The 19,840-nt window shown below is 41.0% G+C and carries 18 protein-coding genes; all 18 read left to right on the plus strand.

All coding sequences use genetic code 11. From position 1 onward, the window contains the following. The first annotated feature begins 306 nt into the window (after positions 1 to 306). Positions 307 to 1,329: a GTP 3',8-cyclase MoaA gene (moaA, locus tag PP175_RS12785; protein WP_272438742.1), complete on the plus strand. Its 1,023-nt coding sequence runs from the start codon at positions 307 to 309 to the stop codon at positions 1,327 to 1,329. A gap of 119 nt (positions 1,330 to 1,448) precedes the next feature. Next, on the plus strand, positions 1,449 to 2,267 hold the full coding sequence (locus tag PP175_RS12790; protein ID WP_272438743.1) for an IclR family transcriptional regulator: 819 nt from the start codon (positions 1,449 to 1,451) through the stop codon (positions 2,265 to 2,267). An 89-nt stretch (positions 2,268 to 2,356) separates the two neighbouring features. Next, positions 2,357 to 3,067, plus strand: a complete 711-nt coding sequence (locus PP175_RS12795) for a cyclase family protein (protein ID WP_272438744.1) — start codon at positions 2,357 to 2,359, stop codon at positions 3,065 to 3,067. A gap of 12 nt (positions 3,068 to 3,079) precedes the next feature. After that, on the plus strand, positions 3,080 to 3,547 hold the full coding sequence (locus PP175_RS12800) for an SRPBCC family protein (RefSeq protein ID WP_272438745.1): 468 nt from the start codon (positions 3,080 to 3,082) through the stop codon (positions 3,545 to 3,547). A gap of 42 nt (positions 3,548 to 3,589) precedes the next feature. Then, positions 3,590 to 4,456 carry an FAD binding domain-containing protein gene (locus PP175_RS12805; RefSeq protein WP_272438746.1) on the plus strand — a complete coding sequence of 289 codons (867 nt, stop codon included), beginning with the start codon at positions 3,590 to 3,592 and terminating at the stop codon, positions 4,454 to 4,456. Positions 4,457 to 4,469: 13 nt separating this feature from the next. Further along, the gene (locus tag PP175_RS12810; RefSeq protein ID WP_272438747.1) at positions 4,470 to 6,836 is read left to right on the plus strand and encodes a xanthine dehydrogenase family protein molybdopterin-binding subunit; all 2,367 of its coding nucleotides are present in this window, start codon (positions 4,470 to 4,472) and stop codon (positions 6,834 to 6,836) included. Between the two features lie 7 nt (positions 6,837 to 6,843). Further along, the gene (locus PP175_RS12815) at positions 6,844 to 7,344 is read left to right on the plus strand and encodes a (2Fe-2S)-binding protein (RefSeq protein WP_272438748.1); all 501 of its coding nucleotides are present in this window, start codon (positions 6,844 to 6,846) and stop codon (positions 7,342 to 7,344) included. 44 nt (positions 7,345 to 7,388) lie between these two features. Then, positions 7,389 to 8,699 (plus strand): MFS transporter, encoded by a 1,311-nt coding sequence (locus PP175_RS12820; RefSeq protein WP_272438749.1) that lies wholly within the window; start codon positions 7,389 to 7,391, stop codon positions 8,697 to 8,699. Between the two features lie 23 nt (positions 8,700 to 8,722). Beyond that, entirely contained in the window at positions 8,723 to 10,177 is a 1,455-nt protein-coding gene (locus tag PP175_RS12825; RefSeq protein WP_272438750.1) for a UbiD family decarboxylase, read from the plus strand. A gap of 12 nt (positions 10,178 to 10,189) precedes the next feature. Continuing rightward, entirely contained in the window at positions 10,190 to 10,894 is a 705-nt protein-coding gene (locus tag PP175_RS12830) for an RraA family protein (protein ID WP_272438751.1), read from the plus strand. Between the two features lie 18 nt (positions 10,895 to 10,912). Further along, entirely contained in the window at positions 10,913 to 12,052 is a 1,140-nt protein-coding gene (locus PP175_RS12835; RefSeq protein WP_272438752.1) for an XdhC family protein, read from the plus strand. 13 nt (positions 12,053 to 12,065) lie between these two features. Next, the gene (locus tag PP175_RS12840) at positions 12,066 to 12,680 is read left to right on the plus strand and encodes a nucleotidyltransferase family protein (RefSeq protein ID WP_272438753.1); all 615 of its coding nucleotides are present in this window, start codon (positions 12,066 to 12,068) and stop codon (positions 12,678 to 12,680) included. A gap of 99 nt (positions 12,681 to 12,779) precedes the next feature. Beyond that, a complete protein-coding gene (locus PP175_RS12845) occupies positions 12,780 to 14,138 on the plus strand; it encodes an MFS transporter (protein ID WP_272438754.1) in 1,359 nt (452 codons plus the stop codon). A 564-nt stretch (positions 14,139 to 14,702) separates the two neighbouring features. Continuing rightward, positions 14,703 to 14,912: a hypothetical protein gene (locus PP175_RS12850; protein ID WP_272438755.1), complete on the plus strand. Its 210-nt coding sequence runs from the start codon at positions 14,703 to 14,705 to the stop codon at positions 14,910 to 14,912. Positions 14,913 to 16,113: 1,201 nt separating this feature from the next. Continuing rightward, a complete protein-coding gene (locus PP175_RS12855) occupies positions 16,114 to 16,491 on the plus strand; it encodes a RidA family protein (RefSeq protein WP_272438756.1) in 378 nt (125 codons plus the stop codon). 59 nt (positions 16,492 to 16,550) lie between these two features. Then, complete coding sequence (locus tag PP175_RS12860; RefSeq protein WP_272438757.1) at positions 16,551 to 18,044, plus strand: amidase; 1,494 nt, start codon at positions 16,551 to 16,553, stop codon at positions 18,042 to 18,044. 67 nt (positions 18,045 to 18,111) lie between these two features. Next, positions 18,112 to 19,002: a MurR/RpiR family transcriptional regulator gene (locus PP175_RS12865; RefSeq protein ID WP_272438758.1), complete on the plus strand. Its 891-nt coding sequence runs from the start codon at positions 18,112 to 18,114 to the stop codon at positions 19,000 to 19,002. A 163-nt stretch (positions 19,003 to 19,165) separates the two neighbouring features. After that, positions 19,166 to 19,822, plus strand: a complete 657-nt coding sequence (locus tag PP175_RS12870; RefSeq protein ID WP_442870369.1) for an amidohydrolase — start codon at positions 19,166 to 19,168, stop codon at positions 19,820 to 19,822. Positions 19,823 to 19,840 lie beyond the last annotated feature (18 nt).

The raw sequence follows: 19,840 nt of genomic DNA on the forward strand, positions 1-19,840 counted from the left end.
TCAATGATGCTTTCCCCAGAGGGTCAGGCTGTGTTTCACAATTTTGGTTACGATACTAAGTAAGTAATTAAAAAGGTACATACAAATCTGACTGAATCTGCGTCCTTTCATAATGCCAAGTATAGTCATCAATTTAAAATATACATGATAAAACATGGCGCTCACAGAAAACGAGGCCTGTAAGCTAAAGAGAATCTTTACGCAGCAGATGGGTCTTCCCTTAATTTATTTCGAAGGGTTGATTAAATAAATAAGAGTAAGTATAATCAAGACATTTCTAGATCAATCTGGAGGTGACTTAAAAATATGAACAACGGAACTAATAGGGTACGTGATGTTTTAAAAAGGCCTCTTAGAGATTTAAGAATTTCGGTAACTGATAAGTGCAATTTTCGGTGTTCGTACTGTATGCCTGTTGAAATATTTGGTCCTGACTTTGCATTTCTTCCAAAGGAACAATTATTAAGTTTTGAAGAAATGAATCGATTGACAGTTATATTCGCAAAACTTGGAGTTGAAAAGATCAGAATCACCGGTGGAGAGCCTTTGATACGTAAAAATCTCAATCAGTTTATACAAAAGATCAGCCATGTTCAGGGAATTAAAGATATCGCAATGACTACAAATGGCTCACTTCTAGCAGAACACTCCCATGCTTTGAAACAAGCAGGACTTAAAAGAGTGACGGTGAGTTTGGATAGTTTGGATAGTGGAAGATTTGGGATTATTAACGGTCGAGGTTACAGTGTAGACGATATTTTGGAAGGAATTGATTGGGCTGCTGATATCGGATTGCAAGTGAAAGTTAATATGGTTGTTCAAAAAGGGTTAAACGATGAGGATATTTTACCAATGGCCCGTTATTTTTTTGAAAAGGGGCATACTTTAAGGTTTATAGAATTTATGGATGTAGGAAATAGCAACGGGTGGAAATTAGATAAAGTAGTTCCGAGCAAAGAGATACTTGCAATGATACAAAGAGAAATGCAGTTGGAGGCAATCCCACCTGCATATTTTGGAGAAGTGGCTTCGCGGTACAGATATAAAGGTACTGATAAAGAGATTGGATTTGTTTCCTCCGTTACCCAGGCTTTTTGTTCAACATGTACAAGAGCAAGGCTTACTGCTGATGGTCGATTATACCTTTGTTTGTTTGCATCGGAAGGTTTAGATTTACGTGAACCCCTACGTAGCAATATAAGTGACTATGAAATAGCTAATTTAATTACTCAGCAATGGGAAACTCGTCAAGATCATTATTCCGAAGTCCGACTGAATAATACGGATATATTAAGGACAAAAGTTGAGATGTCTAGGATGGGTGGTTAATGATTTGAATATTCTATATAATTTTAATAATGGTATTGTTTGAATAAAGGTGTTGTGTTAAACTTTGTTTCAGGAAGTAATTTTGTTGTTTTTAAAACTTTAACGTGAGGATACTATAAATGGATTCGTACAGTTCTTTAGCTGCAGTTGAAAGGACCCTCCAGGTCATTGAGATTCTAATTGGAAAAGTAGATGGGGTGAGTGTGACAGAGATTGTGAATGAATCAGGACTCTCCAAGAGTATGGTTTCTAGGATATTGACTACTTTAAAGGGAACTGGATATGTGGAGCAAGATGCTAGAACCCGTTTTTATAAACTGTCATTGGGATATATCAGTACTGTTTACAGACATATTAATGCATTGGAAATTGAGGATATATTTTATCCGCTACTTGAAAGGCTTGCTGAAAGAACAGGGGAATTGATTCAGCTAACACTGGTTAAAGAAGACGGGATTTACTTTGTAGCAAAAGTTGAGGGAAGTAACCCACTTAAAATCGCAACTATGCTGGGGCGTAAAGCTCCATTACACGCTACGGCAGCAGGTAAGATTTGGCTAGCTAGTTTGAGTGATGAAGAAGTTATGAATGTGATATGGCGAACTGGGTTAAAGGCCTTCACTGAAAAAACGATCACCACTCCAAACGCATTACTGGAGGAAATAGCTAAAATCAGGCAAAAGGGATATTCTATCGCTAATGAGGAGATAAATGAAGATATTATTGCTATAGCGGTGCCCATTTATGATCATCGTATGAGATCAAAGGTGATAGCTTCCATTGTAGTTGCTGCACCGAAATTTAAAATGAATTCTGCCAGGATTGAAGAACTTTTTGAAATATGTAAAGAAGAAACAGCCAGTTTCGACAGTTCTCCCTTAGCGAGTTTTGGACTAGGTTACCAGTCGCAAAGGTTAATAACCTCGTTGAACAAGTAAGCATGGTTCTTGTTTTATTTTCAATTACGGAAACAAAGTTTCTTAAATAAACTTTTTTTAGCTTATATTTTCTGATTATTATTTAAGGAGTGAATATTATAAATATTATTGATCTTTCTCAAGAAATTTTTAAGGGGCAGCCCGTATACCCGGGTCACCAACCGACCGTTATATTTCCTATGACAAAGTTAATGGCAAAAGATGATGGGAAATGGACATTTGCCGTAAACACCATTCTGATGTCTGAACATGCCGGAACTCATACGGATTCCTTTACACACATGGACCCGAGCCCTGACGCAAAATCAATCGAGCACCTACCTTTAAGCAGATTTTTAGGTCCTGCGGTGTGTATTGATGTGAGCCATGTTGCTGATTCAGAGTTTATTACCCGAAAAGACTTGGAAAAAGCCTGTGAAGAGGCAGACCTTACCATTCCTAAAGGGGGGACGGCACTTCTTTATACAGGAACTTATCAGCGACACTTTCCTACGCCTGTCTATAATCAAAAGAATCCCGGTCTCGATCGAGAAGCTGCTGAATGGCTGGCAGATAACGGAGTAATTAATATCGGAATCGACGCGGTGAGTATTGATGTAAGTCCACATAAAGGAGAAGAGTGGAAACCAGCCCATACCGTTTGCCGAGAACGAGGGATATTGAACACAGAGAACTTAGGGGATCTTCAACCTGTAGCAGGAAAAAGCTTCTTTTACATTGGATTGCCGTTGAAAGTTCGCGGGGGTACAGCAGGGCCGACAAGAGCTGTGGCGTTAATGGATGTACAAATTAACGATTAGGAGGAATTCATAGTGGTTATTGAAAGTGAATTCGAAGTGAAAGCATGTCGGGAAGAGGTTTGGAACTTTTTAATGGATACGGAATCATTAGCTCGGTGCTTGCCCGGGTGTGAAGAGGTTAAAGACATCGGCAACGGTATTTATCAAGCAGTTGCTGCTGTAAAGATTGCTTTTATGAAACTCAAATTTAACTTGAATGTTAGGATTACTGACATGAATGCTCCAGAGGAGTTATCTTCAGAAGTAGATGGAAAGCCAATGTCACTAGTAGGACAGCTTAAGATGAAAGCCAAGATGAATTTAACTACAGTCACCGACGGAGTAACCCAGGTGCAGTATCACATGGATATGAGTCTCTCTGGGAAGCTAGGTTCGTTAGGACAATCTGCTTTTCGTTCGAAGGCTACCGAAATGGGAGGGGAATTTGCCCAAAATATCCGTAAGCAGCTAGAAAAAAGTGAAAATGCAGAGACCGCTTAGTAGACTTTCTTAATTTAATACAAACGGAAGGAGTTGCAATCCATGCCATTGGATTTTGAATGGGTTGAGCCGGAAACACTTGATGAAGTAAAAGAGGCAATAGGTTCAGGTGATGAAGGAACAAGAATAGTCAGTGGGGGTACAGCCCTCTCTCTGATCATGAAGCAGGGAATTTATGCACCTGAACGACTGGTGTGCTTAAAGCGTGTGAAGAACAACTTAAGCTACATCAAAACCGATGAACAAGGAAATCTACATATTGGTTCTATGACAACCTTGCGGGAAATTGAAGTCTCACCCATGGTGAAGGTATTTGCGCCTGTGATTACACAGGCACTTCAGCACGTAGCAAATCCCAGAATTCGTTATGTAGCAAGTATCGGAGGTAACTTGTCACATGGGGATGCTCATCTAGATTTACCCCCTATTCTTTTAGCTTTAGAGGCAAAGGTTAAGGCGGAAAGTACAGCAGGTGAACGCTGGATTGAACTGAAAGATTTCTTTCAGGGGTACTATGTAACCTCGCTTAGGTCAGACGAAATATTAACAGAAGTTTTCATCCCAAAACCAGATCACAGATTGATTGGTACTTATTATAAGTACACGACTTTATCAAATGATGACTGGCCCACATTAGGCGTTGCAGCATTTGTAAAGAGGGATGACGATAAAATCGCGGATATACGCCTTGTTATAAGCGCTGTAACAGATGTGCCAAATCGTTTGGTAGAAATCGAAGATATGTTAATAGGACAAGAAGCGACAGAGGCCCTACTTGATGAAGCTGGACAAAGTGCATGTGAGCTCATAGAACCGTTGGAGGATCTTAGAGGATCTGTTTGGTATAAAAAGGAAATGGCTAAGGTCCATATTCGCCGAGTGCTTAAAGAATTAATCTTGAGAGCTTAAGGGAGGGCGCAGTGTGTCTGTTTTAGGAAAATCCCCTAAAAGGGTGGAATCAAAGGCTAAGGTAACAGGGCGGACTGAGTATGTGATGAATATGGAGATGCCGGGAATGCTCCATATCAAAGTATTACGCAGTACAATTCCCCATGGATTGGTTAAGCGAATCGATGTAAGCGCTGCTGAACAGATTGAAGGAGTAGTGAAGGTAGTCACCGGGGAAGATTTAAAATCAATGAATATTAATCCTTATTTTGGGCCCGCCTTCCGCGACCAACCTGTGCTCGCTATTGATAAGGTTAGATATGTTGGTGATCCTGTTGCCGCTGTTATTGCTCAGGATCCAAAAATTGCTGCAGATGCTTTAAATTATATTGATGTTGAGTATGAAGAACTTGAACCGGTATTTGATGTTCTGGAAGCAGCCAAAGAAGGCGCTCCTATTATTCATGAAGTTATTCGTCCCGCTGGGAGCTTTGCCGATTTAAAGAATTTGCTGCCTAAAGAAAATAGTAATGTGAGCATTCACTTTAAACTTCGCCATGGAGACACACAAAAGGGATTTGAAGAGGCGGATCATATCTTTGAAGACACCTTTACTACTCCGCCAGCCGTTCATTTGCCAATGGAGCAGCATGTAGCATTAGCTTATGTCGAACCAGACGGCAGAATGAATTTATGGACGGCAAACCAAAGTCCTTCCTTTGTTAGAAGTGAGGTTGCGCATGTTCTGAACATACCAGAGAGTCGTTTGCGAGTAAGAGTTCCTTATCTTGGTGGTGGATTCGGAACAAAGCTCTATGTGAAGATTGAGGCCCTCGTGGCTGTTTGTGCTTTAATTGTTAGAAAGCCAGTTAAATTAGCGTTAACGATGGAAGAAGTTTTTATAACATTAACAAAACATGGAACCGTTTTCAAAATGAAAACAGGGGTTACCAATGATGGTAGAATCGTGGCGCGTCACTGTGCAGTATATTGGGATGGCGGCGCTTATGCGGATATTGGCCCCCGGGTAACTCAGAAATCTGGCTTTACAGCAGCAGGCCCTTATGACATTCCAAATGTAGATATTGATTCTTATCAGGTGTATACGAACAAAGCTCCGGCGGGTGCATTCCGAGGCTTTGGCATTCCGCAGCTTGTTTGGGCCTATGAGTCCCAAATGGATATCATTGCAGAAAAAATGGGATGGGATCCTTTAGATTTCCGGCGCAAGCAAGTATTAGTGGAAGGCAGTACACATGCCACAGGGCAAAAGATGACCTCAGTTGGATTGGATAAAATTATTGAACAATTAAACACAAGCATTGGTTGGGAAGAGTATTTTGCAAAAAGGGAGCAAGGACTCATTAAAAAAAATGGTAGTAAAATCCGAGCAAAAGGAGTTGCGATCGGGCTTAAAGCCGTATTAACACCATCCATTTCGGGGGCTATCGTAAACTTGTTTGCCGATGGAAGTGCATCGGTTTACTGCAGTACAGTGGATATGGGGCAAGGATCGGATACAATGATGGGCCAAATTGCTGCTGAGGTCCTCGGACTTCCAAGAGAAAAGGTTCATGTGACACATCCGGATACCGATTTTACCCCTTACGATACCATTACCGCCGCCAGCCGCTCTACTTTTTATATGGGAAATGCAATCTATAAGGCTGCAGAGGAAGTAAAAAAACAAATTCTTGACTTTGCTGCAAATCATTTTAGTGTTCAGCCAGACCAGTTAATTCTAAAGGATGAAAAAGTGATCATGGCTGATCAGCCTGAATTAAATATGACGCTCAAGGATGCCATCAAAGGAATATTCCATATGCCAGCTGGAGCTGTTATTGGTCGCTATGTGTTTGAAAGCCATTATAAAAGCCCGGATCCGGAAACAGGGCAGTCAGACGATGTTGCCATCTTTTGGTTCCCTGGTGGAACGGCAGTTGAGATTGAAGTGGATACCGAAACAGGAAAAATTGATGTATTGCAACTAATCTCCGCCGGAGATGTAGGAAAAGCGATCAATCCATTCCTTGTCCATCAGCAGCTATATGGCGCGGCGATTATGCAGTTAGGGCAAGCACTGTTTGAGGAATGCCAATTTGACTATGGCCAAATGATTAACGCTAATATGGCGGATTATAAAGTCCCAACCTTTAAGGATCTACCTCAGCATAACGAAACGATTATCGTAGAGGTTCCTCATCCGGAAGGTCCGTTTGGTGCAAAGGGTGTAGGTGAAACTGCAACGTTTGGTGTTATGCCAGCCATTGCGAGCGCACTTTATCATGCAACAGGTGCACGGGTTAAAGACATTCCACTAACTCCTGAACGTGTTCTCCGAGCTATCAAAGAAGCCGAAAATTCGGCAAGTAGCAGTGAGAAACAAACAATTAAAGGGTGATCTATAGATGAAAAAACAAGTGAATTTCACACTGAACGGGAAAAAGGTGACTGCACTGGTATCACCTAGCGACACGCTGTTGGAAGTTTTGAGAGATCAATTTCAGATGTATGGAGCAAGGGAAACCTGTGCTTTAGGTCTTTGCGGGGTTTGTACGGTGCAGGTCTCTGGTAACCCGGTAAGCAGTTGCTTATATTTGGCACCATTTGTGGATGGTGAAGAAGTTTTAACTGTCGAAGGTTTAGAGTCTACGACCGGAGAACTTCACCCAGTCCAAGAAGCCTTCTACCAAAAAACCGGATTCCAGTGCGGCTATTGCACCTCCGGTATGATTCTAATGGCGAAGAAGCTGCTTGAGGAAAATCCTCATCCTACAGACGATGAAATCAAGGAATATATGGTTGGTAACATTTGCCGTTGTGCTAGTTATAAGCAAATAATGGAAGCAATACACGAAGCAGGCAGGTTATTAGAAGGGGATAAACAAGCAAAACTTTTAAATGTTTAAAAAGTAAAAAGGTAGTGCAACGAAATAAAAATGGAGGTTATTCTGTGAAAGACTCGGATGGTGCAAAACTAAGGAGTAATTGGACACCTTACCAGTGGAGTATTGTACTGCTTCTGCTTCTGGGCTTGATTCTATCGGCTGTTGATCGAGTGAATATATCGGTTACCATTTCCTATTGGATAAAAAATAAAACGATGACAGCTGCGGAGGCTGGACTGATTCAATCCATTTTTGGTTGGTCCATTATATTCTTTTTATTGTTTGCCGGGCCTATTGTTGACAAATTTCATCCGAGAAAAGTACTTCCTTTAGGGGTTGTTCTTTGGTCTATCGCTACATTTATTTCCGGTTTCACTACCAAGTTTTCAGTGCTTGCGGGTTCCCGAGCCCTGCTGGGTCTCGGTGAATCCACTCTTCTGCCGTCGGCACCTAAACTAATTGTAGAAAATATCCAGGATAAAGATAGGAGTAAGGCTATAAGTCTCTATTATTCTGGAAATAAAATTGGCCCTACAGTTGGTATTCCGTTGGCCTCATTTCTCTTGGTTGCTTACGGTTGGCAGATGGTATTTTATATTACGGGTGTTATTGGGTTAGTTTGGGTAGGTTTATGGTTTGCGATTTACCGCAAGAATAAAGGAATTGAAGTATCCGAGACACCATCTGCAAATCCATCAGGTAAAGTCAAATGGTCAAAATTATTTGCTTACAGAAATACATGGGCTTTAATCCTGGGCCAATTTGGATATTTATATGTTTTTTATGTATTTGTTACGTGGCTGCCAGGGTATCTTGTTCTGCAGCATCATATTAGCATTGGCAACAGCGGTTCTTTGGGATCCTTGCCATTCATTATTGCTATCGTTACCACTCTTCTGGGTGGTTGGGTGGCCGATAAATGGATTATGAAAACCCAAAATAAAACTTTGGTGCGAAAAACGATCATTGGCGGTGGAATGGCGCTTAGTACGATTTTTATTATTATTGCCGCTTATGCACAAGCCATAGTGCCTGCGATCATCTTCCTTTCATTGACTATGGCTGCAATGGGCCTGGTTACAGGTAGTGTTAATGCTTTGCCTATGGATTTAGCGCCTAGGGAAATTGTCTCTTCCCTTAGTTCCCTGCAGAATTTTGGTGGGAATCTAGGTGCTGCTGTAGCCCCATTGGTAACAGGCATTCTATACAATGTGACGAAAAGTTTTGAAATACCTTTAATTATCACAGGATTAATCGCTTTAATTTTTGGCGTAGGTTCTTATCTTTTAATTCTCACAAAGGTAGAGAAATCCTATGGTTCGATAAAAACAGATGATGTAGATGGCTATACGATTAAAACAGAAGTGACAGGTTAATCGCCGGAACAGGAGGATTCGTTTTGAAAGATTCTGCTGAAGCAAATCCACTAGATTTGCGTGTTTGGTTAGATCAAGTACGGGAATTTGGAGAATTAAAGGATGTGTATGGAGCCGACTGGAAGTTAGAGTTGGGAGCGATCAGTGAGCTTAATGTAAAAAGGGAAAATAACCCTGCTTTATTATTCGATCAAATTCCGGGCTATCCTGATGGATTTCGCGTCTTAACTTGCAGTACTAGCAGTCCTGCGAGACTTTCGTCCATTCTCCGGCTGGATATTGAGAAGACGCATGATGGTTTGGTTCAGCAACTGCGCGGCAAGCCAAAGCAATGGGTTGCTGAAGCCCCTAAGTTTGATCCTGTTTACACAGAAAAGGGACCGATATTTGAAAACATTCAACGAGATGAGTCGGTTAATGTGCTCTCATTTCCTTCTCCTCTATGGCATGAAAAAGATGGCGGTCGCTATATCGGGACAGGATGTTCGGTTGTCACCAAAGATTATGATTCCGATTGGGTAAACGTAGGAACGTATCGTGTGATGATTCATGATGATAAACATGTTGGCCTTGATATGGTTCCAGGCAAACATGGCCATATCCAATATCAAAAATTCATGCAAGCAAACGAACCTTTCCCAGTGGCTATATGTATTGGTGCAGATCCACTTCATTACTTAATTTCAGGTATTGAGGTTCCATTTGGAATGTGCGAATACAATTACATCGGTGCGATCTTAAATAAACCGGTACAAGTGGTCAAAGGAGAACTTACCGGATTACCAATTCCCGCTTCAGCGGAGATTGTTCTTGAAGGTTGGGTTTACCCGGGTGCAGAAAAGATAGAAGGTCCGTTCGGAGAGTTTCATGGATACTATCCAGGCAAGCTAACTACGGCTCCTGTTGTAAAAATTGATCGCGTTTACTACCGGAATCAACCGATCATCGTAGGGAGTCCCCCTGCCAAGCCACCGAATGATTATTCTTACTCTAAAGCAGTAATGAGATCCGCCTTGCTGTTTGAGGCACTAATCGCCGGTGGAGTTCCTGATGTCAAAGGTGTGTGGGCTCACGAAATTGGCGGAGCGCGGATGTTTACCGTCGTATCCATTAAACAGCGATATGCAGGTCATGCGAAACAGGCAGGTCATATATTAAGCCAGTGTGGAGTAGGTGCATATTTAGGGCGCTATTCTATTGTGGTTGATGAAGATATTGATCCGGCGAACCTACAGGAAGTAATGTGGGCTGTTGCAACAAGAACAGATCCTGACCTCGACATTGATATTATCAAAAGATCAGTGGGGTCGAAAAATGATCCGATGTTCGTTACGTATCAATCTAAAACGGCGTTTAGTTCAAGGGCAATTATTGATGCCTGTCGTCCGTTCGATTATTTAAATGAGTTTCCGGAAGTAGCAGAAGCGAGCAAAGAATTACAAGAACAAATCAAATCTAAATGGAAAGAACTTTTCTAAAGGAGCGGTACAATGGTAGGTCAGTTGGGATTCGGTTTCATTGAAAAAATTGAACGAGTTGATGGAGATTTAATCACGAAATTAGCACATACGGATGCAGCTAATATCACAGATGCTCAACATCGAACCGGATCTATGGATCCAGGGATAAAGCCAATTGCAGCAGGAAAAAAAATTATAGGTTCAGCCATTACAGTTGAACTTCCAATGGGGGATAATCTAATGCTTTATAAAGCATTAGATTTGGCACAGCTCGGTGATATTTTAGTTGTAAATACAAATGGAAACGATTCCAAGGCAATATGGGGAGAGTTGATGACAAAATCGGCCATGACGTTACAGTTAGGCGGACTTGTGGTCGATGGGCTAATTCGTGATGGTCATGCTAATCGTTTGCTAGACTTTCCAATTTTTTGCCGGGGAACCTCCCCGGTCAGTGTAGAGAAAAACGGTCCCGGATTCGTAAATGGTGAAATTACGTGCGGAGGAGTAGTCGTTCGACCCGGTGATGTTATTGTTGGTGACGATGATGGTGTTGTCGTTGTTAACAGGTGTCATATCCATTCTGTGATTGAAAATTTGCAAAAGATTGAGGAGCGCGAGTTGCTCCGTACCAAAGAAATTGCGGGGGGTCAAGTACTTCCGAAATGGTTTGCTGCGACGATGCAGGATAAAGGATTAGTACCTGGTATGAAAAAAGAGAAAATACTCGAGTAGTTCTGGGAGTGAATTTTCGTGAAAGAACTTAAAATGATATGCAGCGCTGTGGAAAAAATGGGAATAGAGGGGAAAAAGGTGGCTATGGCTACCGTTGTAGCTGTTAAAGGTTCAGCTTATCGCAGGCCTGGTGCAAGGATGGTTGTGTCTGAAGATGGGGAATCATTTGGAATGATTGGTGGAGGCTGTTTTGATGCGGATATAAAGGAAACAGCATTAGAAGTGATAGAAACAGGAATTCCCAAGCTTCGTCTTTACGATATGGCTGATGACCATGTATGGGGGCTTGGACTTGGCTGTAATGGTAGTGTCTATGTTCTTGTTGAATCTTTAACTGTGGAACTAGGTGAGGAATTGCTGGATAAGCTCGGCCAATGCATTGCCAATCGAACCGGATTAACTATTGAACACCTATTCTCGAGGCCTCTCGATTTTAAGTTTGATGAAGAACATAATCAAATCTCTATACAGCGAGTCTACCAGGAAATTAACTCAGGAACTGACCTGATAAGTCAGTTGGGCGATCATCATCTCTTTGTTGAAAGTATTGAATCTGCACCACGATTGCTTATATTCGGAGCTGGTCATGATGTTGTTCCTGTTGTTGAGCTTGCTTCTAGGGCAGGTTTTGATGTTACGGTGGTCGATCAACGTTCAGTTTTTCTGAACAATGATCGGTTTCCGCGTGCTGAAAATTTTATACATGCCCATCCAGAAGAATACGATACGAAAATAAATTTGTTTACAAACGACTATGCTTTATTCATGTCGCATCGTATCGATATAGATGCGCAGGCTTTTCAATATTGTTCTCAGTATCCTCTAAAATACTTTGGCTTTCTCGGTCCAAAACGAAGAGCTCAAAAAATTATAAAAGAAATGATTCAGATTGATGAGGTAACCTTGAACTCCATTCAAAATCGTATTTTTGCCCCAATAGGTCTTGACCTGGGTGCAGAAACAGCAGAGGAAGTGGCACATAGTATTGTGTCTGAGCTGTTGGCTATAAAAAACGGTAGAAATCCCATATTTCTTCGCGAAAAGGAAGGAAATATACATGATGAGTCACGTGAAGACTCTCATACGATTACTCAAATAAGCAATGACAACCAACACCAAAAGAGAAGGGCTACAGATAGTTTCGTCTGTATGTTATAGTGGTGAGTTAATTATGGGGAACATCCGAATATCAGCAGTGGTTCTTGCCTCAGGCATGTCAAAACGAATGGGTACAGTTAAACAACTATTACCTTACAACGGATCTTCTATTTTGGAATGTGTAATACGCAAACTCCTTCCTTTTCCGTTTGAAAGCATTCATGCTGTGATTGGAAATCACCATGAGGAAATCTTGGGCCAGATTCGAATAGAAGATTCGCGGTTTAACTGGGTAATTAATGAAAAGTTTATGGAGGGACAGAGTGCTGCTTTAAAAAAAGCAGTGAAAAGTCTTTCAGATGTTGATGGAATGATGGTTTTTCTAGCAGATCAGCCATTGATTCTTCCGGAAACAATAGCACTGGTATTTAATAAAGCGAAAGAACAGCTTTTACAACAAGAAAAGAAGATTGCAATACAACCATGTTTTTCAGGGAGAAAAGGACATCCCGTTTTTTTTTCAAACAATTTATTTCCATTGTTTGAAATGCTAGAAGGAGACGAAGGTGGGAAACGTATAATCAAACAATCGTTTAATTACCAGAAAGTTGTGGCAAATGATCCTGGGATTTTGATTGATATTGATACTCAGGAAGACTACCATAAATTAGTAAAAGGAATAATTTAAGTTTAGTTGTGTCTCATATCCTTGCCAGCAATACCCCTTGTAGAAGTGGTGGACATAACATGAAGATCTATTATCTTTAAATTAATGGGAGGGATATTTATGTCTGAGGTGTCTCCAGTGTCTGAAGTTGTAACGAAAGAGACCGTAAGCGTTCCTTGGTATCAGGCTTTAGGCCGTAAACAATGGTACACACTCATTGCCGCAAATTTAGGATGGATGTTTGATGGGTATGAGACGTATGCATTGATTTTGACTGTAGGGTTAGCAGTGAAACAGTTATTAACAACGGCTCATTTGGCTGAAATTCCATTTTATGCGGGCCTGATTATTGCCATAACTTTGTTAGGGTGGGGCATTGGTGGGATACTCGGTGGAATTTTGGCTGATTACATAGGAAGAAGAAAAGCTATGATGATCTCCATCCTAGCTTATTCGATCACTACGGGGCTAAGTGCATTTTCCTGGTCTTTGGCATCGTTAGTAATTTTCCGCTTTATAGTAGGGTTATGTATTGGCTCTGAATGGGGTACTGGAACAGCTATCATGGCAGAAGTTTGGCCGGATAATGCACGAGCAAAAGGCGCTGGCCTCATGCAGAGTGGTCTGGGGATTGGTTTTTTTATAGCATCTGCTGTTTGGTATTTTATGAGTGGTATGGGCCCGAATGCATGGAGAATTATGTTTTTAATTGGCGTACTTCCAGCTTTGGCTACTCTTTGGGTACGGAAGAGTGTGGATGAGTCCAAGCTGTGGGATAATGCAAATAAAATTCGAAAAGAGGCCTCAGCTAAAAGCAAGAGGGGAGAAACATTAAACGAAGAAGAGCAGCACTATACCAAATTTACACTATCTGAACTCTTTTCAGACAGAAAATTAAGAAGATTAACGATTTTGGGTTCGTTAATGTCTCTTACAACAACAGTGGGTTGGTGGGGAATCTCCACCTGGGTACCAAGTTATGTGGCATCAATCGCGGCACAACACCAATTTTCGGCAGCACAGTGGGCTAGTTTGGCAGGCATGATTTATAATGTGGGGGCCATTGGTGGGTACATTTTACTCGGATTTCTCGCTGATTCAATTGGCCGCAAGACGACGACCATCTTATACTTTTTTTTATCACTCGTTCTGACGCCCATACTATTTTTATTTACGCACAACTTATACACCATTCTAATTTTTACACTTATTAATGGGATCTTCACCCTTGGTCAATACACATGGATGCCAGTTTGGCTTCCTGAATGCTTCCCCACAAGAATAAGAGGAACAGCTGTAGCCTTTGTTTTTAATGCTGCTAGGTTTGTAGCATTTCTTGGTCCATTGTGTTCAGGACTGATTATTTCGAAGCTTGGGGGATACGGAATAGCGGCAACTGTAGTTGGATTAATTTATCTTCTTGGTTTTGTGGTCGCATTTTTTTATCCAGAAACCAAAGGGCAACAATTGCCAGAGTGATACAGCACCTTCCCCTATATAAAGGTGAAAAAGGATAACCAGTGGACATGGTTATCCTTTTTTTGTATAGTTTGCCGTTGGTCCTCGGGCTATATATAATCCTAATCTAATGTTTTTAATGCATCCAATCCTATCTTGGCGAGTAATTCCCGACAAGTATTCACTCGTCATATATCAGATGTCCAGTGACACAAACCCTCTTACATTTACCACTGAGAGAAATTTTTATTTGCCGGAGTGATGACGGTGATTTTTACGTTGAAATAAAAGGATTTATAAAAGATTATAATAGTCACGAACCATCACCACTAGATGTTATGTTGATCAAAATAGTTGATTTAATAAGTGTGTTCTTTTTTGATACCAGTCAAAAGGTTATACATACTTGAATGAGCTACCTGATGCCTACAATTAAATAGAGTACACGATTTTGAATCAGAAATCGTAAGATATCAAACTGATGGGGAAGTTCAGACTGGTTATATACAATATATCACGAGTGTTGATTAACCAAAAATAGTAAATAAAAAACGAAAAAGAGGCACCTTTTTCGGGAAAAAGAGTTTGTACACGACTACAAACTTTTACGAAAAGAGGCGACTTCCTTGGGCTCCGTATCATGGAAAACGTTCAGGTATTAAACTTCACGTTGGGCTTCTAGAAGCATCGCAAATGCCGTATAAGGTCATCGAGACCTCTGGGCTCCGCCATGACAGTCCCATGATGGAAGAATTCCTTGATCAACGATTTATTCTAGTGGCGGATCGCGCTTAACATTCAACAGATTTTGCATATAACAATAGGAGGACGTTGAAGATATTTTTTGGTATGACTGCTTCTCCCTCTTCTATAAGCTAATTCTAAATAAGTTATCAATAGCGATCTTTAGGGTAGTAAATAAATAATTCTATAAAGACCTTACTCGATTCATACGAGCAGGGTTTTTATTATGGAAATTAGCTTTTGATGTAACTCTAATTAGTAAGGGGCACACATTCAAGACATTAAATTACATTATATTATATTTAAAGTATTTATTATTTTTAGAATATATTGATGTTTTTGTTACCATCACTTATACTTGTATTAACAATGAAGTCTATACTTCTTAAACGATGTTTTTAAGAAGTTTAATATTCGTAAATTGAAGCGATTCTGCTTGTTTTGCTCGGCAAATGTAAAAGGAATATAAAAACGTTGAAATAAACTCATTTCATCCTTCAAGGAATGGCTGTTTCGCCAGGATTTATTTATACGCATGTACACTAGGACCTTCTTTGCACGGTTCACAAACTGTAAAATTTAAGATTTGGTAAAACGGAATTATTATGTAAAGGTGTAATTTCTATTGCACTGTATCTGATCTAGAGCAAAAAACAAGTGATTAAATGGTGATATTAGGAATTGGCCCTGGAATAACAATGAAGAATACCTATCTTTTTTGCAATTCCCAAATAATATGAAAGGTCGCTTATGTCGTGCCACATGGTTTGGTTCATATCTTTATTGTGTTTGAAGGAAGAACGACTACAGAGTTTGAAATTAAGAAAATGAGATAATAGGTATAATGATGGCATAAGTCAAGGTGCCGTTGGCTTCTAAATTAGTGTTACCACTTCTGTTTTATCAAAAAACAGAAGTGGATTGAAATCTGCAAGGGAGCGGCGAGATACGACGGTTGTTTTGTAGTTCATACTAGAAATGAAAGCACTCATTCTTCAGAAGCCTTAGATAAAGTAATTGACGTTGCAAGGGTGTGCAGGCTAAGACTTCACATTTTCCATTTTAAAATGGCTGGGGAACGGAGTCGAGATATAAAGTGCCTTGGAAAAAGTGGATACGGAAAGAGAAGAGGGAATTCAAAGTCTGGATTAAGCACCGCGAAAATATCAATGTTTCATTATAATCGGATAAACACACCAACATTAGATCGTGTATCTGACTTTTGATTACAGACTGTAAGGGAGAGAAGAATATGAAACAACAAATTCATACAAATAAAGCACCGAAGCCCCTGGGTCCTTATTCGCAAGGGTTGCGGATCGGTAACAGAATCTACCTGGCGGGTCAGGGTCCGATTGACTCGGCTACGGGTCAAATCGTAGGGAATACCATTGAAGACCAGACAAAAACCACACTAGAAAATATCCAGGCCATCTTGGCCGATGCAGGAGCGACACTTAGGGATGTAGTAAAGACAACGGTTCATCTCGCTGATTTAAAAGACTTTGCTGCGTTTAACCAGGTCTACATAGAGTATTTTCAAGAACCATACCCTGTTCGAACTACCATTGGAAGCCAGTTACTAGCTACCATGTTGGTTGAAGTCGAAGTGATAGCAGAAAATCAATAAGGAAGGAGCACAAACAGTAATTTCTCGTTTCCCCTAGCAAAAATTGAGGAGGTACAAAATTGATCTCTCCTAACGAAGTGGCCTATATGTCCGCTAGTCAATTGGCAAGCAAAATAAAAACACGCGAATTATCCCCTGTAGAAGTCACTGAGGCTTTCATAACGCGCATTGAAGAAAGGAACAAGAGCTTAAATTCCTTTGTTTACTTTGGCTATGACGATGCGATGGAAAAAGCGAAGGAAGCAGAGCGAGCCATATTGGCTGGTGAAGACGTGGGATTGCTTCATGGGGTGCCAACCGCCTTAAAAGATCTGTTTGGTGCTAAGCGAGGGTGGGTTTCAACGTTTGGCGGTATAAGGGCATTGAAGGATAATGTGGTTAATTACGACAATCCTTACTGCGAACGTTTAGAAAAGGAAGGCGCTATTTTTGTAGGAAAAACCAATAGTCCGATTTTGGGTTTTCGCGCGGTAACAGATAACTATTTTTTCGGGCCTACGCGAAATCCGTTTGATTTAAGCAGAAATCCCGGAGGTTCATCAGGTGGAGGCGCAGCAGCTGTAGCGGATGGACTTCTTCCGATAGCGGAGGGCTCCGATAGCGGAGGGTCCACACGGATTCCAGCAGCTTGGTGTGGTATCTTCGGCTTTAAACCCGCCGGAGGACGTGTTCCGTACTTCTCGCGACCAGACGGGTTTAGAACTCACATTTTCTCTACCGAGGGAACGCTGACACGTACCGTAGAGGACGCTGCCTTAGGTCTTAGCGCTTTAGTTGGGTATGATGATCGCGATCCATATAGCGTAAATGAAAAATTGGATTTTTTGTCAGCATTACGCGGTTCTATCAAAGGCTGGCGTATTGCATACAGTCCGAACTTTGGTGTTTATCCTGTCGACAAGCGTGTAGCAGACGTTGTGGCTAAGGCTGTAAATATATTTAAACAGGCGGGGGCAATCGTGGAAGAGGTGGATCTAGTCATCCCCTATCCACAACGTGAGTTAAGTGATTTGTTCTGTCGCATTGCGATGAGGGGATGCATTTCTTTCTTCGAAGGCTATAAAACAAAGGGAATTGATTTACTAAAAGATTATCGCCAAGATTTGACTCCACAATGCCTTCAATGGATGGATAAAGTTTATCAAATGAACTTACTGGATATTAATCGAGATCAAATCATGCGAACGACGATTTATGATTCGATCCAAAATGTCTTTAAAAACTATGATTTATTAATAACACCGACTGTAGCTTGCCTTCCCGCTGAAAACGCAGCGGATGGCAATACAATGGGACCAACACATATTAACGGTGAAGAAGTGGATCCACTGATCGGGTATTGTTTGACATACTTAACAAATTTCACTGGTCATCCATGTGCATCAATTCCGGCTGGACTTGTGGATCAGCGTCTCCCTGTTGGTATGCAAATTATAGGTAAACGATATGGAGATGTGGACGTCTTAACGGCGAGTGCCGTCTTTGAACAACTCAAGCCTTGGTATCATACCTATGATATTTGTAAAAATCGCCCCTTGGACATAGTTGAATAAATCAATCACTAAATTTTTTCCGAAAATGAAAGCGTTTATATTTTATTGTTTATAGGAAAGGTGTCTTATGAATATTAAATCTCCCGGTTTTAAAGAACGAATTCAAAAACATTATGACTCATTGACTGAAGGACAAAAACGAGTTGCGGAATTTTTACTGAGACATGCTCATGAATCCGCTGTCTCATCCGCTGCGGAAATTGGAAAGAAAGCGGGGATTAGCGAAACAACCGTCATTCGGTTTTGTTATGCCCTGGGTTATGAAGGATTTACGGAAATACAAAAAGAGTTGCAGCGCCATTTGTTGATATCCAAGAGTAGTTTGGAGACGTTCGTAGAGAGTAAACGGAAATTTGCCAATGGTCAGCATTTTTACGCCGAAGTCATGGGTAAAGATTGTGAGAATATCACGACTCTGATGGAAAAATTGGATGAACAACAATTGGATGAAGTCATCCATTGCTTAAATGAAGCATCAAATGTTCTGGTTGCCGGATTACAAACTTCTTATCCCGCGGCCCTTTGGTTCGGCTTTGCTCTAAACTTACTGAGGGGGAAAACCCGAATTTATCGACCGGATACAGACAATGTTTTTTTACTGTCGACTGAACTGGATCCAAGTTGGGCTGTCTTGGTGTTATCCTTTCACCGATATGCGAAGAATAGTTTAGAGATCGCCAAACTCGCAAAACAAAATGGGTCAAAGGTAATTGCGATTACGGATTCCTTAGTCGCGCCGGTTGCTAAGTATGCCGATATTGTGGTACCGCTTGAAATCGAGCATACTTCAACTCTAGATATAACCACAGCATTAATTTCAGTGTTAAATAGTTTGCTAGCCGGTTACTCCTTATCAAACATCGATCAGGTTGAACAAAGAATGAAGGCTTATGATATGACAGGCGATACTATTTCTTTCTATAGACAAAACGGCGATTCCGGGGAGAACGTAAAATGAAACAGATCATTAAGGAATTGCAGGCTGAAATTTACGAAATATTTGACTATCTGCATCAAAATCCGGAGCTTAGCTGGGAGGAATACTCCACTACCAAATTTATAAGTAACAATTAGAGTGCGAGGGATATCAAATTCAAACCTTTACCGATTGTCCTGGAGTGATGGGGGAATTAGGTAACGGCAGCATAAGGGTTGCATTACGCGCTGATATGGACGCCTTATGGCAAGAGATAAACGGAAAATGGCAGGCGATTCATTCCTGCGGCCATGATGCACACATGACCCTCGTGCTTGGCGTAATAAAGGTGCTAAATAAGCTAGCGTATCAACCGGCAGGAAAATTAAAAGTTATTTTTCAACCGGCAGAGGAAAAAGGTACGGGCGCGCTAAAAATGATGGACAAAGGCATACTCGATGATGTGGATTACTTATATGGCGTTCATCTTAGGCCGATTCAAGAGTTGGCAGGAGGATTTGCGAGCCCTGCTATCCTACACGGTGCAGCACAGTTAATAAGAGGAGAAATTCGCGGAACTTCTGCCCACGCCGCAAGGCCTCATCTTGGCATCAATGCAATCGACGTAGGTGGGGCACTAATTCAGGAATTAAGTAAAATTCATACAGATCCGCTTGTACCTTCTTCGATCAAAATGACCCGCTTTGTGGCTGGGGAAAAAAGCGAAAACATTATTCCAGATTATGCGGAGTTTACCCTTGATGTAAGAGCGCAGACAAATGAGATTATGAATCAGTTACTCAAATGTTCAAAGAATCACACATGGTCTCGGTTTGATCTATTGTGCAGAAATTCATATTAAAGAAGGTGTCCGTGTGGC

The organism is Aneurinibacillus sp. Ricciae_BoGa-3, assembly GCF_028421645.1.
Lineage (GTDB): Bacteria > Bacillota > Bacilli > Aneurinibacillales > Aneurinibacillaceae > Aneurinibacillus_B.

What these genes read in the sequence shown, in the direction of transcription:
- PP175_RS12855 (WP_272438756.1), top strand. Translation starts at nt 16,114, where the DNA reads ATGAAACAACAAATTCATACAAATAAAGCACCGAAGCCCCTGGGTCCT.
- PP175_RS12815 (WP_272438748.1), top strand. Translation starts at nt 6,844, where the DNA reads ATGAAAAAACAAGTGAATTTCACACTGAACGGGAAAAAGGTGACTGCA.
- PP175_RS12840 (WP_272438753.1), top strand. Translation starts at nt 12,066, where the DNA reads ATGGGGAACATCCGAATATCAGCAGTGGTTCTTGCCTCAGGCATGTCA.
- PP175_RS12845 (WP_272438754.1), top strand. Translation starts at nt 12,780, where the DNA reads ATGTCTGAGGTGTCTCCAGTGTCTGAAGTTGTAACGAAAGAGACCGTA.
- moaA (WP_272438742.1), top strand. Translation starts at nt 307, where the DNA reads ATGAACAACGGAACTAATAGGGTACGTGATGTTTTAAAAAGGCCTCTT.
- PP175_RS12790 (WP_272438743.1), top strand. Translation starts at nt 1,449, where the DNA reads ATGGATTCGTACAGTTCTTTAGCTGCAGTTGAAAGGACCCTCCAGGTC.
- PP175_RS12865 (WP_272438758.1), top strand. Translation starts at nt 18,112, where the DNA reads ATGAATATTAAATCTCCCGGTTTTAAAGAACGAATTCAAAAACATTAT.
- PP175_RS12830 (WP_272438751.1), top strand. Translation starts at nt 10,190, where the DNA reads ATGGTAGGTCAGTTGGGATTCGGTTTCATTGAAAAAATTGAACGAGTT.
- PP175_RS12870 (WP_442870369.1), top strand. Translation starts at nt 19,166, where the DNA reads ATGGGGGAATTAGGTAACGGCAGCATAAGGGTTGCATTACGCGCTGAT.
- PP175_RS12805 (WP_272438746.1), top strand. Translation starts at nt 3,590, where the DNA reads ATGCCATTGGATTTTGAATGGGTTGAGCCGGAAACACTTGATGAAGTA.